The following is a 14,607-nucleotide window of genomic DNA, read 5'->3' on the forward strand; positions in this document are numbered from 1 at the left end:
CCAGCAGGACGGCGGCCGCGGTCAGGGCGACGGTGCGCGGCGCGGGCCGTCTGCGCGATCGGCCGTCGGGGCTGGTGGCTTCTCTCATCGGTGCGGTCCTCGGCAACGTCGGCGGGCGGCGGCGGCGCGGGCGGCGGGGTCGGCGACGGTTGCGGCCGCCGACAGCTGGTCGGGCGCATACCAGACCGCCCGGCGACGCGCGAAACGTCTCCGGGCGGCTGATCGGTTCACGCTTTCGGCCGATCATATCGATTCAGACATAGGCCTCAAGCGGCCAGTTGACGGCCAATCTCCCGCTTTCACGCCGCCCACACCACTCGGCGGCGCCGACGACGCCCGCCCGAGCGCCACGCTTCACGCCCGGGGCACCCGTCCCAGCTTCCCTTCGACCGCCCGTCGCACGGCGTCCGGGGCCAGCCCGTGCTCGGAGATCACCCGCGCCCCGAGCCCCTCGCCCTCCCGCAGCACCCCGAGCAGCAGGTGGCCCACCGCGATCTCGCCCGACTTCAACCGCAACGACTCGCGCAGCGAGAGCTCCAGCGCCTTCTTCGCCCCGGCCGTGAACGGGCTCCGCCCCGGCTTCGCCTCCGACCGGAACCAGCCGCGCCGCCTCGGCTCCTCCTCGGTGGGCGCATCCAGCGCCCCCTTGCCGAACACCGACTCGACGGCCTCGCGCACCGCACCCAGATCCACCCCGATCGAGGCGAGCGCCACCGCGTCCTCCTCCGGCCCGAACGCCCGGACAACCGCCCGCCGCACCGTCTCCCGGTCCAGGCCCGCCTCGACCAGGACGGCGGCCGCCGGGTCGCCGGGCACGCCGGCGATCGCCAGCAGCAGGTGCTCCGTCCCGACGTGCTCGTGCCGCAGCTCCCTCGCCTCCTGCTGGGCCGTGACCACAACCTGCCGCGCCGTGCCGGTGAAACGCTCGAACATCGCTCAGCCTCCGTCCTCGTCCTTGCCGGCCCCTCGTCGGGCGTGCTTCTTGTGCACCGCCTGTCTGGTCACCCCGAGGCAGACCGCGATGTCCTGCCAGGACCAGCCCTGCGACCGGGCGTTGCCCACCTGCAGGCCCTCCAGGCGGTCCGCCAGATCGCGCAGCGCGCGGACCGCCCGGAGCCCCACGGCGGGGTCACGGCTGCTCGCCGCAGCCGCGAGTTCTCCGCTCTCACTCATGCCGTCAACTCTGGTTGACACTTGCGCAGGTGTCAACCCTGGTTGACAGTCGCGGGCCTCAGCGGTCGCCGAACCGCCGCTCCAGTGCCTCCTCGAAGGTCCCCCGGCCCACCGCCCGATCCGGTGTCAGGTTGCCGCCCGCCCGCAGGCCCCGGCCGGCCGCTCCCGGCAGGCGCAGCGGCAGCAGCAGTCGGCGCTTGCCCGCCGCCCGCAGGTAGGCCTCGGCCAGCTCCCGGTAGGAGCGCACCTGCGGGCCGCCCACCTCCGGCGCGAAGCCGGCCGGCTCCTCCCCCGCCAGGTCCGCGACCGCCGCGGCCACCTCCCGCACGTCCACCGACTGGAACGCCGACCCGCTCGGCACCGGGAAGAGCGGCAGCCGGGCGGAGGCGTCGAAGAACTTCAGCACCAGGTCGTGGAACTGCGTCGCCCGCAGCACCGTCCAGCCCAGCCCCGACTCCCGCACCACCCCCTCACAGGCGAGCTTCGTCCGGTAGTACGCGATCGGCACCCGGTCGATCCCGACGATCGACACGTACACCAGGTGCCGCACCCCGGCCTCCCGGGCCCGCGCCACCAGCGTCCGGACCCCGGCCAGGTCCGCCTTCCGCTGGGTGGTCGCGCAGTCCACCACCACCTCGACCCCGGCCATCGCCTCCGCGATCCCGGCCCCGCTCACCAGGTCCCCGACCACCCACTCGACCCCGTCACCCCCGTCCCGCACCCGCCGGCTCAACCCCCGCACCACCACCCCGCGCGCCACCAGCAGCCGCACCACCTCCCGCCCCAGCGTCCCCGTCGCCCCGGTCACCAGCACCGTTCCCATCACCGCACCACCCCTTCTCGGAAGAACCCGTCGTCCCTACCGACCGGACACCACCCCCGGACGTGACATCGGCATCCCCGGGAACGCGAAAAAGCGGGGCGAGGACCGTGAAGGTCCTCGCCCCGCTTCAGCGGTTCACCTCAGGAGGCGACCACCGGGGTCGGGCGCGATCAGCTGCAGCCGCTGGTGGAGCCGCAGCCCTCGCAGAGGTAGCAGCTGCCGGCGCGGCGCATCTTGGTGCCGCAGGAGAAGCAGAGCGGGGCGTCGGCGTTGAGGCCGAGCTGGATCTCCATCAGCTCCGTGGAGTTGTGGGCCTGCTTCGGGGCCGCCTTGGGCGCCTCGACGGCCGGAGCCGGAGCCGGGGCCGCGGCCGGCTTGGCGGCGACCGGGGCGGACTGGGCGAGCGACTCGGTGTCGAGCTCCTCGGCCTCCAGCGGCTCGTACGAGCCCGTCTCCAGGTGGCGCTGGCGCTCCTCGACGGAGTGGATGCCGAGCGCCGAGCGGGTCTCGAACGGCAGGAAGTCGAGCGCCAGGCGGCGGAAGATGTAGTCGACGATCGACTGCGCCATCCGCACGTCCGGGTCGTCGGTCAGACCGGCCGGCTCGAAGCGCATGTTGGTGAACTTCGCGACGTAGGTCTCCAGCGGCACGCCGTACTGGAGGCCGACCGAGACGGCGATGGAGAAGGCGTCCATCATGCCCGCGAGGGTCGAGCCCTGCTTGGACATCTTCAGGAAGACCTCGCCCAGACCGTCGTCCGGGTAGGAGTTCGCGGTCATGTAGCCCTCGGCGCCACCGACCGTGAAGGAGGTGGTGATGCCCGGACGGCCCTTGGGGAGGCGCTTTCGCACCGGGCGGTACTCGACCACCTTCTCGACCGCGGCGGGAGCCTCGGCCTGCTCGGCCTTCTTCTCGGATTCCTTCTTCTTGGCCGAGAGCGGCTGGCCGACCTTGCAGTTGTCGCGATAGATGGCGAGTGCCTTGACGCCCATCTTCCACGCCTCGAAGTAGATCTCCTCGATCTCCTCGACCGTGGCGGACTCGGGCATGTTCACGGTCTTGGAGATGGCACCGGAGATCCACGGCTGGATCGCGGCCATCATCCGCACGTGACCCATGGCCGAGATGACGCGCTCGCCCATCGCGCAGTCGAACACCTCGTAGTGCTCGGACTTCAGGCCCGGGGCGTCCACCACGTTGCCGTGCTCGGCGATGTGGGCGACGATCGCCTCGATCTGCTCGTCCTGGTAGCCGAGACGCTTGAGGGCGCGCGGGACGGTGCCGTTGACGATCTGCATCGAGCCGCCGCCGACCAGCTTCTTGAACTTGACCAGGGCCAGGTCGGGCTCGACGCCGGTGGTGTCGCAGTCCATCATCAGGCCGATGGTGCCGGTCGGGGCGAGCACCGAGGCCTGGGCGTTGCGGAAACCGTTCTGCGCGCCGACGCGCAGCACGTCCTGCCAGGTCTTGTTGGCGGCCAGCCAGACCGGGGCGTCCAGGTCGTCGTGGGAGACGGCGTCCAGCGAGGCGTCCGCGTGCTGCTTCATGACCTGCTGGTGCGGGGCCGCGTTGCGGGCGTAGCCGTCGTACGGGCCGACCACGCCGGCGAGTTCGGCGCCGCGGCGGTAGGCGGTGCCGGTCATCAGCGAGGTGATGGCGCCGGCCAGGGCGCGGCCGCCCTCGCTGTCGTAGGCGTGGCCGGTGGCCATCAGCAGGGCGCCGAGGTTGGCGTAGCCGATGCCGAGCTGACGGAAGGCGCGGGTGGTCTCGCCGATCTTCTCGGTGGGGAAGTCGGCGAAGCAGATGGAGATGTCCATCGCGGTGATGACCAGCTCGACGACCTTGGCGAAGGTCGCCGCGTCGAACGAGTCGTCGTCGCGCAGGAACTTCATCAGGTTCAGCGAGGCGAGGTTGCAGCTGGAGTTGTCCAGGTGCATGTACTCGGAGCAGGGGTTGGACGCGTTGATGCGACCGGACTCCGGGCAGGTGTGCCAGTGGTTGATGGTGGTGTCGTACTGGATACCGGGGTCGGCGCAGGCCCAGGCGGCCTCGGCCATCTTGCGGAACAGCTTCTTCGCGTCGACGGTCTCGATGACCTCGCCGGTCATCCGGGCGCGCAGGCCGAATTCGGTGCCGTTCTCGACGGCGGTCATGAATTCGTCGTTGACGCGGACCGAGTTGTTGGCGTTCTGGTACTGGACGGAGGTGATGTCGTCCCCGCCGAGGTCCATGTCGAAGCCCGCGTCGCGCAGGGCGCGGATCTTCTCCTCCTCCTTCACCTTGGTCTCGATGAAGGCCTCGACGTCCGGGTGGTCCACGTCGAGCACGACCATCTTGGCCGCGCGGCGGGTGGCGCCACCGGACTTGATGGTGCCGGCCGAGGCGTCGGCGCCGCGCATGAAGGAGACCGGGCCGGAGGCGTTGCCGCCGGAGGAGAGCAGCTCCTTGGAGGAGCGGATCCGGGAGAGGTTGAGGCCGGCGCCGGAGCCGCCCTTGAAGATCATGCCCTCTTCCTTGTACCAGTCGAGGATCGAATCCATGGAGTCGTCGACGGACAGGATGAAGCAGGCGCTGACCTGCTGGGGCTGCTTGGTGCCGACGTTGAACCAGACCGGCGAGTTGAAGCTGAACACCTGGTGGAGGAGGGCGTGGGTCAGCTCGTGCTCGAAGATCTCGGCGTCGTCCTTGCCGGCGAAGTAGCCGTGCTTCTCGCCGGCGGCGCGGTAGGTGAGCACCACGCGGTCGATGATCTGCTTGAGGCTCCACTCGCGCTGCGGGGTGCCGACGGCGCCGCGGAAGTACTTGGACGTGACGATGTTGACGGCGTTGACCGACCAGAAGTCGGGGAACTCGACACCGCGCTGCTCGAAGTTGATCGACCCGTCGCGCCAGTTGGTCATCACGACGTCGCGCCGCTCCCAGCGGACCGCGTCGTACGGGTGCACGCCAGGAGTGGTGTAGATGCGCTCCATCCGAAGACCGCCCTTCGGGGCCTTGGCGCCCTTGGCCGCGGCCTTCTCGGACTTCGACCCGCGTGCGGAACCGCTCGTGGTGTCTGTCACTTCTCGCTCCTCCTCCTGGGCAAACGCCCGAAGTGCCCCGAAAAGTCCGGGCACTGCTGGTTCGTTCTTCCGGTGTGCGGGCAGGCGGAGACCTTGCCTGCTTGCGCACGGTTTGTAGTGTTCTGTGCCCCGTTTTCGGGCACGCGTGGGCCCCGCGGGGCCATGGTGGTGCGACGGGGCCCGCCCGGGGCCCGGTGCCGGACCCTTCTAGGGCGCGGCGGCGGAGACGGACACGCAGGTGTCGTCCGCCTCGGGGGTGCGGGGCTGCTCGGCGCGGAGTTCCGCGATGGCGGCCTCGAAGTCTTCCAGTCCGTCGTACGCCTGGTACACGCTGGCGAAGCGCAGGTACGCGACCACGTCGAGCTCCTTGAGCGGGCCGAGTATGGCGAGCCCCACGTCGTGGGTGGTGAGCTCGGCGTTGCCGCTGGCGCGCACGCACTCCTCGACCCGCTGGCCGAGCTGGGCCAGCGCGTCCTCGGTGACCGGGCGACCCTGGCAGGCCTTGCGGACGCCGGTGATGACCTTCTGCCGGGAGAACGGCTCGGTGACGCCGCTGCGCTTGATGACCATCAGCGCGGCCGTCTCCACCGTGGTGAAGCGGCGGCCGCAGTCCGGGCACTGCCGACGACGGCGGATGCAGCTGCCGTCCTCGGTGGTCCGGCTGTCGACAACACGGCTGTCGGAGTGCCGGCAGAAGGGGCAGTGCACCTCGGGATCCCTCCCTGGCAGAACGTTCGGACCAGTCGAGTCTATGCGATGCGCCCCCGGCCTCGGCAAGCTGATCATGCGGGGTGACCACTAGTACTGGGCACGGAGAGGACTGTAGCCACTACATCTAGGCCTCTGGGGGAGGTGAGGGCCTTGGCGTGTCGGTGCCGATTAGACTGCCGGGGTCGAGTTCCGCTCGAACATTTACTCGATGTACAACAAAGCCTTGATCGAGTCAGTCAACTCCCGAATAATTCACTCGAACGTGTGTTTGGCGCAACCTTTCGATAGGAGGCGCGTTGGGCTGGAAAAGGGAGAGGACAGCCGTCGAGAGGGGCCGCCGTGAACACGATCGAAAGCAACACCATCCCGGTGCAGGAACACTCCCAGTTCAAGGTGGGGCAGCGCACCACGAATCAGCAGGGTGTGGACATCAGCATGGACCGTAGCGAAGACCATCGCCTCTCCGGAGCGGCCCTTTCCGGGGCGACCCGCGTTCCCGACCAGCCGATCGAACACTCCGCCGCCCTGGAGGACGCCCACCCCTCCCCCGCCCGCGCGATGCCCGGCCGCCCCCCCGGCATCCGGACCGACGAGGCCGGTCTCACCGAGCGCCAGCGCCGGGTGATCGAGGTCATCCGGGATTCCGTCCAGCGCCGCGGCTACCCGCCGTCCATGCGCGAGATCGGCCAGGCCGTCGGCCTGTCCAGCACCTCCTCGGTCGCCCACCAGCTGATGGCCCTGGAGCGCAAGGGCTTCCTGCGCCGGGATCCGCACCGCCCGCGCGCCTACGAGGTCCGCGGTGTCGAGGTCGCCCGTCCGAACACCGCCGAGACGGCCGGCCGCCCGTCCACCTCCTACGTCCCGCTGGTCGGCCGGATCGCCGCCGGCGGGCCGATCCTGGCCGAGCAGACGGTCGAGGACGTCTTCCCGCTGCCCCGCCAGCTGGTCGGCGAGGGCGAGCTGTTCGCGCTCACCGTGCGCGGCGACTCGATGATCGAGGCGGCCATCTGCGACGGCGACTGGGTCACCGTGCGCCGCCAGCCGGTCGCCGAGAACGGCGACATCGTGGCCGCGATGATCGACGGCGAGGCCACCGTCAAGCGGCTCAAGCGCGAGGACGGCCGGATCTGGCTGATGCCGCACAACCCGGCGTACGAGCCGATCAACGGCGACAACGCGACCATCCTGGGCAAGGTCGTCGCGGTCCTGCGCAGGCTCTGAGCACTCCTGCGCCGCCTCTGGGCACTTCTGCGCCGCCTCTGGGCACTCGGTCGCGGTCCTGCGCCGCTACGGGCACTCGACGGACACGCGCACACCGGGAAGGGGCTCCACCGCGCATGCGGGGAGCCCCTCCGGTGTCTTCGGCCCCGGGGCTGAACGCCCCGGGGCCGAGGCGGTCAGCCCCGCTTCACCACCGGCCGCACCGGCGCCGCCGAGGCGTCGATCGCCGCCAGCGAGCGGCGCACCTGGTTGCGGTCCGTGGTGTACCAGAACTCCGGCATCGAGGAGCGGAAGAAGCCCCCGTACCGCTTGGTCTCCACCCGCGGGTCCAGCACCGCGACCACGCCCCGGTCGTCGGCCGCGCGCACCAGCCGGCCCGCGCCCTGCGCCATCAGCAGCGCCGCGTGCGTCGCCGCGACGGCCATGAAGCCGTTCCCGCCGCGCTGTTCGACGTCCTTCTGGCGGGCGCTCATCAGCGGGTCGTCCGGCCGGGGGAACGGGATCCGGTCCATCACGACCAGCTGGCAGGCCGAGCCGGGCACGTCCACGCCCTGCCAGAGCGAGAGCGTGCCGAACAGGCAGGTGGTCGCGTCCGAGGCGAACTCCCGGATCAACTCGCCCAGGGTGTCCTCGCCCTGGAGCAGGACGCGGTGGTCCAGCCGCTCGCGCATCGCCTCGGCGGCCGTCTGGGCGCCGCGCATCGAGGAGAACAGGCCCAGTGTCCGCCCGCCGGCCGCGCCGATCAGCTCGGCCAACTCGTCCAGCATGTCCGGCCGTTCGGGATCGCGCCCGGGGTCGGCCAGGTGTTTGGCGACGTACAGGATGCCCTGCTTGGGGTACTTGAACGGCGAGCCGACGTCGATCCCGCGCCAGTACGGCACCGCGTCCTCGCCGAAGGCCGGGCCGGCCTCCGGGTTGTCCCCGGCGGTGCGGACGTCCGGCAGCCGCGTCTCGGAGGGCAGGCCGACCGAGGCGGCGACGCCGTTGAAGTCCCCGCCGAGCTTGAGCGTGGCCGAGGTGAGGACGACCGAGCGCTCCTTGTACAGCCCCTCGCGCAGCAGCCCGGAGACGCTCAGCGGGGCGACCCGCAGCGAGGCGGTGCCCAGCCCGTAGCGGTCGCTGCGCTCGATCCAGACCACGTCGTACTCGGAGTCCTCCAGCAGCCGCTCGGCGGTCTCGTGCAGTGCCTCGGCCGAGGCCATCGCCTGCTTGCGGACGGCGTCCTCGTCGCTGAGCCCCTTGTCCCTGGTCTCGCCCAGCGAGGTGATCACCTGGCGGGCGGCGTCCCGAATCGCGGTGACGGCGTACGCCAGGTACTCGGGCAGTTCCTCGACCCGGCCGGGCTGGGCCGTCTCCATCAGGCCGTGGTAGTTCTCGGCGGCGGCCTGGAGCGCGTCCACCGCCTTCTCGTTGGCCAGCCGCGCGGCCCGCTTCACCGCCCGGTTGACCGCGCCGACGGTCAGCTCGGCGGTGGCCGCGCCGGTGACCCGGTTGACCAGCTCGTGCGCCTCGTCCACGATCAGCAGCCCGTGCTCGGGCAGCACCGGAGCGCCCTCGATCGCGTCGATCGCGAGCATCGCGTGGTTGGTGACCACGACGTCCGCGAGCTTGGCCCGCTCCCGCGCCTTCTCCGCGAAGCACTCCTGCCCGTACGGGCAGCGGGTGGCGCCCAGGCACTCCTTGGAGGTGACCGACAGCTGGGCCCAGGCCTTGTCGGAGACGCCGGGGCTGAGGTCGTCGCGGTCCCCGGTGTCGGTCTCCTCGGCCCAGTCGCGCAGCCGCAGCACGTCCTGCCCGAGCTTCCCGGTGGGCCCGCCGAGCGCGTCCACCGGGTCGAACAGGCCCTCGCCCTCGTCGCTCGGGGTGCCCTCGTTGGCCCGGTGCAGGCACAGGTAGTTGGAGCGGCCCTTGAGCATCGCGAACAGCGGGCGGCGGCGCAGCACCGGATGCAGCGCCTCGACGGTGCGCGGCAAGTCCCGCTCCACCAGCTGGCGTTGCAGCGCCAGCGTGGCGGTGGCGACCACCACGCGATCGCCGTGGGCGAGCGCGGGCACCAGGTAGGCCAGGGACTTCCCGGTGCCGGTGCCGGCCTGGACGAGCAGGTGCTCGCCGTGGTCGACGGCGTCGGCGACCGCCTCGGCCATCCGGACCTGGCCGGGGCGCTCCACACCGCCGACGGCCGCCACCGCGGCGTGCAGCAGTTCGGGGATCCGCGAGCGCGGGACGGCTACGGCTTCCTCGGCCTCGTCGCCGAGGTCCGCCGCCCGCTGGGATTCGGAGTCGTGGGATTCGGAGTCGTTCGTCATGACCCTCCCACCCTACGGGGCGGGGGTGACAATCCGGTCCCGTTGCACGGGCAGTCGCACGTCCACGGCCACCAGCGCGTTGGGCACGGTCCCGTACCGGGCGGCGTGCGGGCGGTGCGGGCGGTCCTGGTAGCCGTCCAGCAGCAGCCGGTTGCGGTTGAGGCAGAGCCGGTCGATCCGGGGGCGGAACAGGTCGAACAGCTCGAAGCGCTCGCGCAGCTCGGGGAAGCGGTCCTGGTAGCGGAGCACCTCGGCGCGCAGCAGGGCCCAGAACTCGGTCTCGGGCAGCCCGGCCTGCGCCTCCAGCAGCGGGGCGAGGTAGCGGAAGACGCCGATGAACAGCCCGGAGTGGATGAACTGGCAGAGCCCCTGCGGGCTCTCCCGCAGCAGCACCTCGGCCACCTCGGCGGGCAGGCCGTGCAGCTCGGGCAGGCTCTGCGCGCTGAGGTTGACGTCGTCCACGAAGTCCTTGACCGCGAGCCGGACCGGGGTGTCCCGCTCGTCGAAGACCACGATGGCGTTCTCGCCGTGCGGGGAGAAGACCAGGCCGTAGCGGTAGAGGAAGTGCAGTAGCGGCGGCATCATCGCGGCGAACAGCCGGCCGGTCCACTCGGCGGGGGTGAGGCCGGAGCGGGTGATCAGCTCGGCGGCGAGCGCCCGCCCGTCGGAGCCGGTCTGCAGCAACGCGGCCAGGGTGCGGGCCCGCTCGCCGCCGTCCAGGAAGGGGCCGAGCGGCTGGCGCCAGATCGCGCCGAGCAGTTCCTTGTACTGGTAGGGCGCCTCGGGCAGCTCGCGGTAGAGCGGATGGTCGACGGTGACGGAGGCGATCTCGCCGAGCAGGATCACCCGGCACTCGTCGCGCAGGTACGGGTCGGCGTCGCGCAGCCCGAGCAGCCAGGCGGTGACGGTGGGCGCGGCGAGCGTGCGCTCGACCGGCAGGCCCCGCCAGACCAGGGTGTTGAGGACGGACAGCGGCAGCTTGACGGTGCAGCGCTCGGGGTGGGCGGTGTTGAAGAAGGAGCGGATGGACTGCTGGGGCAGCCGTGGGTCGCCGTCCGAGGGCAGCGGGACGATCTCTCCGGAGGCGATCCAGGGGGCGAAGAGCGGCAGGATCGTCTCGTCCCACTGCCAGGGGTGGACCGGCAGCAGCAGGTAGTCCTCGGCGTCCGGGCCCAGCGGGGCGCGCAGGGCGTCGACGTCGTCCAGCTCGCGGGCGTACAGCTGCTCGGGCCGTTCCAGGCCGGGCACGCCGCGGTACTCGGCGAGCCGGCGGTGGACGGCGATCCAGGGCAGCGGGCGCGGGCTGCGGGCCTCCGGTGCCCAGCGGGCGGCGTCGGTGGCGGAGAAGCCGATCCGGCCCTTGTTGGGGACGATCCAGGGGTGGCCGGTCTGCCGGCCCTCCAGCGCGGTGTGGTCGAGGTCGGCGAGCTCGGCGGCGGTCAGCGCGGTGGCGAGCTGGCGGGCGTCGGCGGTCAGGGTGGCGGAGAGCTCGCGGATCAGGTGGCCGGTGGTCTCGCCGCGCATGCCGAGGGTCTGCCGGGCGTACGGGAGGAAGCGCAGCGGGTCCAGGCCGTCCGGGCGGGAGCAGCGGACGGACTCCGGGTCGACCTGCCAGCTGTCGTAGGCGCCGCGCCGGGCGGTGAAGCGGTACTCGGCCTCGGGCAGCTCCAGCCGGTACTCGCCGGGCGCGTCGCCGGGGACGGGCCGGAGCAGTTCCTCGTAGGCGAACTCGCCCAGCATCTTGGCCAGCAGGGCGCGGCCGGCCCGCCGCCAGTGCCCGGCGGTGAGGTGCGGGGGCAGGTGGAGCGGCGGTTCAGCGGCCGACGGTTGCGGCACGGGTCAACTCCTGGGGGCGGGGGACGACGGGGGTCCGGTCGAAGGGCGCGGGCGCGGGGACGGGTGGCGCGAAGCCGGTCCAGGCGGTGCGGCCGGGCAGCCGGTGGACGGTGCGCCCGGTGACGGCGTTGAGGATCACGGCGGCCCGGTGGGCACCGAGCCCCAGGTCGGGGGTGCCGACGCCGTGGGTGTGCAGTTCGGCGTTCTGGACGTACAGCCCGCCGGTGAGCTCGGGCCGGGTGGCGACCCGGTGGTCCAGGTCGACCCGGTAGCGCCCGGCCTCGTCCCAGTCGATCAGCTCGGCGAGCGGTTCGAGCGCGGCCGGGCGGGCCGCCCGGTAGCCGGTGGCGAGCACCACGGCGTCGGTGCGCAGCAGGTGCTCGGCGCCGGAGTCGGTGTGCCGGCAGTGCAGTTCGAGGCCGCCGCACGGGCCGGGGCGGGCCGCGTCGACGGCGGTGCCGGGGGTGATCTCGACCGGGGCGGTGTCGATCGGGCGGCCGATGGTGCGCTCGTAGAGGTGGTCGTGGATCTCGGCGAGGGTCTCGGCGCTGGCGGCCTTGTGCAGCTGCCACTGGGCGGCGACCAGCGCGTCCCGGACGGGGGCGGGCAGGCCGTGGAAGTAGCGGGTGTAGTCGGGGGTGAAGTGTTCCAGGCCGAGCTTGGAGTACTCCATGGGGGCGAGCGCCCTGGTCCGGGTGAGCCAGCGCAGCCGGACGCCGTCGCCCTCGTGCCGCCGGAGCAGGTCGAGGAAGACCTCGGCGCCGGACTGTCCGCTGCCGACCACGGTGATGTCCCGGGCGCCGGCCAGGTCGGCGCGGCGGTCCAGGTACTCGGCGGAGTGGAAGGCCCTCGGGTGGCCGGCCAGCGCGGCGAAGGCCTCGGGCAGCACCGGCCGGGTGCCGACGCCGAGGGCGAGGTTGCGGGCCCTGGCCTCGGAGCGCCGGCCGGTCGCGGTGTCGGTCAGCTCGACGCGGTACCAGGGCGCGTCCCAGTGCAGGGCGGTGACCTCGGTGCCGAAGCGGCAGTTGGCCAGCCGCTCGGCGGCCCAGCGGCAGTAGTGGTCGTACTCGCGGCGCGGCAGCTGGAAGCGCTCGGCGAAGTAGAACGGGAACAGCCGGTCCTGCTCGCGCAGGTAGTTGAGGAAGGACCAGCGGCTGGTCGGGTCGACCAGGGAGACCAGGTCGGCGAGGAACGGCACCTGCATCCGGGCGCCGTCCACCAGCATCCCGTGGTGCCAGCGGAACTCCGGGCGCTGGTCGCAGAAGAGCGTGCGCAGGCCGGGGACGGGCTCGGCGAGCGCGGCGAGCGAGAGGTTGAACGGACCGATGCCGACGCCGAGCAGGTCGTACGGAGGGGGTGTCGAGGTGTCCACAGGGGTGTCCTAGGCGGGGAGTTGGGCCTGCGCGGCGAGCCGGCCGGGCCGGTCGCGGACCATCAGGGCGGCGCGCTTGTCGGGCAGGTCGAGTTCGGCGGCGGCCCGGAATCCGGCCCGTTCGAAGGCCCGGACGGACCGCCGGTTGCGGACGTCCGGCTCGGCCACCACCCGCTCGCAGCGCGGATTCCGGCGGAGAATCAATTCTGCTAGGGCGGCCAGGAGGACGGCGCCCAGCCCGCGGCCGCGGCTGGCCGCCGGGCCGAGCAGCAGGTGCACGCCGGTGTCGTACGGCCGGGCCGGGTAGTGCGCGGCGAGCGGGTCGAGGTCGGCGCGGTAGACCTCCCAGTAGCTCATCGGCTCGCCGTCGAGCAGGCCGAGGCACGGAATGCTGCGTCCGTCGCCGTCCAGCTGGTCCCGGACGTGCCGTTCGGTGACCTCCGGCGGCCCGGCGAGCTCCCAGAAGGCGTCGACCTCGGGGTCGTTCATCCATCCGGCGAGCAGCGCCAGGTCGGCGGGCAGCCGGACCGGGTCGAGCCGGAACTCACCGGCCGGGGTGGGGACGGCACCCCACCCGGACGGGTCGCACGACGTCACGCCGCCACCTCGCTCCCCTCGCCGGGGCGTTCGCCCGGGCACGCCTCTTTCCGGTTCACTCGCCCCCGGCCTCCGGCCGGGGGCGCCCCCACCGCTCGCTCACGTGCTCCGCCACCGGGTTGGGGATGTCCACGTACACGGACTGGCTGGCGACCGGGCCGACCAGTTCGTCCATGCCGTTGATCCGGGTGAGCAGGTTGGCCTTGCAGGGCAGCGCGGGCGCGTCCAGCAGCAGCTCGGGCAGCGCCGATCCGGTGGCGGTGACCCGCGGGCCGGCCAGGAACCGGCGCAGCGCGGCCAGCAGCACCGTCTCGTCGGCGAGCCGCTGGGACCCGAAGGCGCCGATCAGGCCGAGCACGTGGTTGATGCCGAGGTAGTAGGCGAAGTGGTGGTCGATCACCTCGTCCGGCAGGAAGGTGTCGCTGTCCGCGCCGAGCCCGGGCAGCCGGGCGGTGAGCTTACCGGCGGCGCTCTCCCGGTAGTAGTAGCCCTGGTTGTCGCGGTAGCGGCCGCCGCACGGCCAGCCCTCGGCGTCCAGCAGCACGAGGCTGTTCTGCTGGTGCGCCTCCAGGGCGATGCCGCCCCGGCCGTCCAGCCAGAGGATGGGCAGCACGACCGCGTCCAGGTAGCGCAGGAACCATTCGGCGGCCACGGTCGGCAGCGGGCGGGCGCAGCGCGCGGCCAGCGCCCGCAGGGTGTCGCCGAGCCGGGAGGGCACGGTGTCGCCGGTGCCCAGCGGCTGTTCGGCGACCAGCCCGGCGACGCACAGCGCGCGCTCGGCGGGCGCGAAGGGCTGGGCGCGCAGCACGGTGTCCAGGCCGCCCGGGTCGCCGAGGTCGGGGTGGTCGACGCCGATCCACGCCGGGTCGCGGACGATGTCGAAGCCGGGGTGGGCGGCCCGCCACTCGGCGGCCAGTCCGCTCTCCAGCAGCCGGTGCATCTCCAGGCCGCGGTGGAGCTCCTTGCGCAGGTTCTCCCGGCGGGAGTTGGTGATCCGCAGGCCGAGCGAGAGCTTGAGCATCCACGGGGTGCCGGGCCGGTAGACGGTGCGCACCGAGGAGGTGGGGTACCAGGGTTCGCCGGCCGGCCCGAGGTCGTGCAGCAGCCCGTCGGCGAGCAGTGCGGCAACGGGTGGGCGGTGGGCGAGTTCGCGGGCCTGCCACGGGTGCAGCGGGACGGCGGCGGTGCCGGGCGGCAGCGCCGTGCCGCCGCCGAGCAGGCCTGCGGTGAGCTGCTCGGCGCTCTCGGCGGCGGCGGAGCCGGCCGCGAGCAGCTCACGGTCCACCGCGTACCAGTGCAGCTGGAAGGAGCCGTGCAGCTCGGGCGAGTAGGCGGCGCTCTGGGCCGGCCCGAGGCCGTCGCGGCTCTTCGGCGTGGGGTGCAGCGGGTGGCCGAGCAGCAGGGACTGCTCGGCGGCGAGGAAGTGCGAGCGCTCCGGCCCGCCGGGCACGGCGGCGGTGCGGCGGTGGGCGAGGATCTCGGTGGTGCGCACGACCGAGTCGGCGA

At 72.6% G+C, this 14,607-nt stretch carries 11 protein-coding genes; 1 reads left to right on the plus strand and 10 read right to left on the minus strand.

The annotated features are described in order from the left end of the window. Nucleotides 1–354 precede the first annotated feature (354 nt). From KS423_RS20615 to nrdR, 5 genes are all read right to left on the minus strand, one after another. Nucleotides 355–933 carry a Clp protease N-terminal domain-containing protein gene (locus KS423_RS20615; RefSeq protein WP_224281038.1) on the minus strand — a complete coding sequence of 193 codons (579 nt, stop codon included), beginning with the start codon at nt 931–933 and terminating at the stop codon, nt 355–357. A gap of 3 nt (nt 934–936) precedes the next feature. Beyond that, nucleotides 937–1,173, minus strand: a complete 237-nt coding sequence (locus KS423_RS20620) for an RNA polymerase subunit sigma-70 (protein ID WP_224281039.1) — start codon at nt 1,171–1,173, stop codon at nt 937–939. A 58-nt stretch (nt 1,174–1,231) separates the two neighbouring features. After that, complete coding sequence (locus KS423_RS20625; RefSeq protein ID WP_224281040.1) at nt 1,232–1,996, minus strand: SDR family oxidoreductase; 765 nt, start codon at nt 1,994–1,996, stop codon at nt 1,232–1,234. A gap of 170 nt (nt 1,997–2,166) precedes the next feature. Further along, nucleotides 2,167–5,058 carry a vitamin B12-dependent ribonucleotide reductase gene (locus tag KS423_RS20630; RefSeq protein WP_224281041.1) on the minus strand — a complete coding sequence of 964 codons (2,892 nt, stop codon included), beginning with the start codon at nt 5,056–5,058 and terminating at the stop codon, nt 2,167–2,169. Between the two features lie 207 nt (nt 5,059–5,265). Continuing rightward, nucleotides 5,266–5,766: a transcriptional regulator NrdR gene (nrdR, locus tag KS423_RS20635; protein ID WP_224281042.1), complete on the minus strand. Its 501-nt coding sequence runs from the start codon at nt 5,764–5,766 to the stop codon at nt 5,266–5,268. 342 nt (nt 5,767–6,108) lie between these two features. Here nrdR and lexA point away from each other — a divergent pair, with 342 nt between their 5' ends. After that, complete coding sequence (gene lexA, locus KS423_RS20640; protein WP_374119994.1) at nt 6,109–6,990, plus strand: transcriptional repressor LexA; 882 nt, start codon at nt 6,109–6,111, stop codon at nt 6,988–6,990. Nucleotides 6,991–7,166: 176 nt separating this feature from the next. On the opposite strand, the gene KS423_RS20645 is transcribed toward lexA, so the two are convergent. The 5 genes from KS423_RS20645 to KS423_RS20665 form a co-directional block, all read right to left on the minus strand. After that, nucleotides 7,167–9,296 (minus strand): ATP-dependent DNA helicase, encoded by a 2,130-nt coding sequence (locus tag KS423_RS20645; protein ID WP_224281043.1) that lies wholly within the window; start codon nt 9,294–9,296, stop codon nt 7,167–7,169. Between the two features lie 12 nt (nt 9,297–9,308). After that, nucleotides 9,309–11,132: an IucA/IucC family siderophore biosynthesis protein gene (locus KS423_RS20650; RefSeq protein ID WP_224281044.1), complete on the minus strand. Its 1,824-nt coding sequence runs from the start codon at nt 11,130–11,132 to the stop codon at nt 9,309–9,311. Further along, nucleotides 11,110–12,504 (minus strand): lysine N(6)-hydroxylase/L-ornithine N(5)-oxygenase family protein, encoded by a 1,395-nt coding sequence (locus KS423_RS20655; RefSeq protein WP_224281045.1) that lies wholly within the window; start codon nt 12,502–12,504, stop codon nt 11,110–11,112. The genes KS423_RS20650 and KS423_RS20655 overlap by 23 nt, the downstream gene beginning before the upstream one ends. Before the next feature lie 9 nt (nt 12,505–12,513). Continuing rightward, the gene (locus tag KS423_RS20660; protein WP_374119995.1) at nt 12,514–13,143 is read right to left on the minus strand and encodes a GNAT family N-acetyltransferase; all 630 of its coding nucleotides are present in this window, start codon (nt 13,141–13,143) and stop codon (nt 12,514–12,516) included. Nucleotides 13,144–13,156: 13 nt separating this feature from the next. Then, the coding region (locus KS423_RS20665; protein WP_224281047.1) for an IucA/IucC family siderophore biosynthesis protein at nt 13,157–14,607 on the minus strand (1,451 nt) is incomplete at its 5' end.

Origin of the sequence: Streptomyces sp. LS1784, assembly GCF_020103755.1 — a bacterium.
In the GTDB taxonomy this organism is placed as follows: Bacteria; Actinomycetota; Actinomycetes; order Streptomycetales; family Streptomycetaceae; genus Kitasatospora.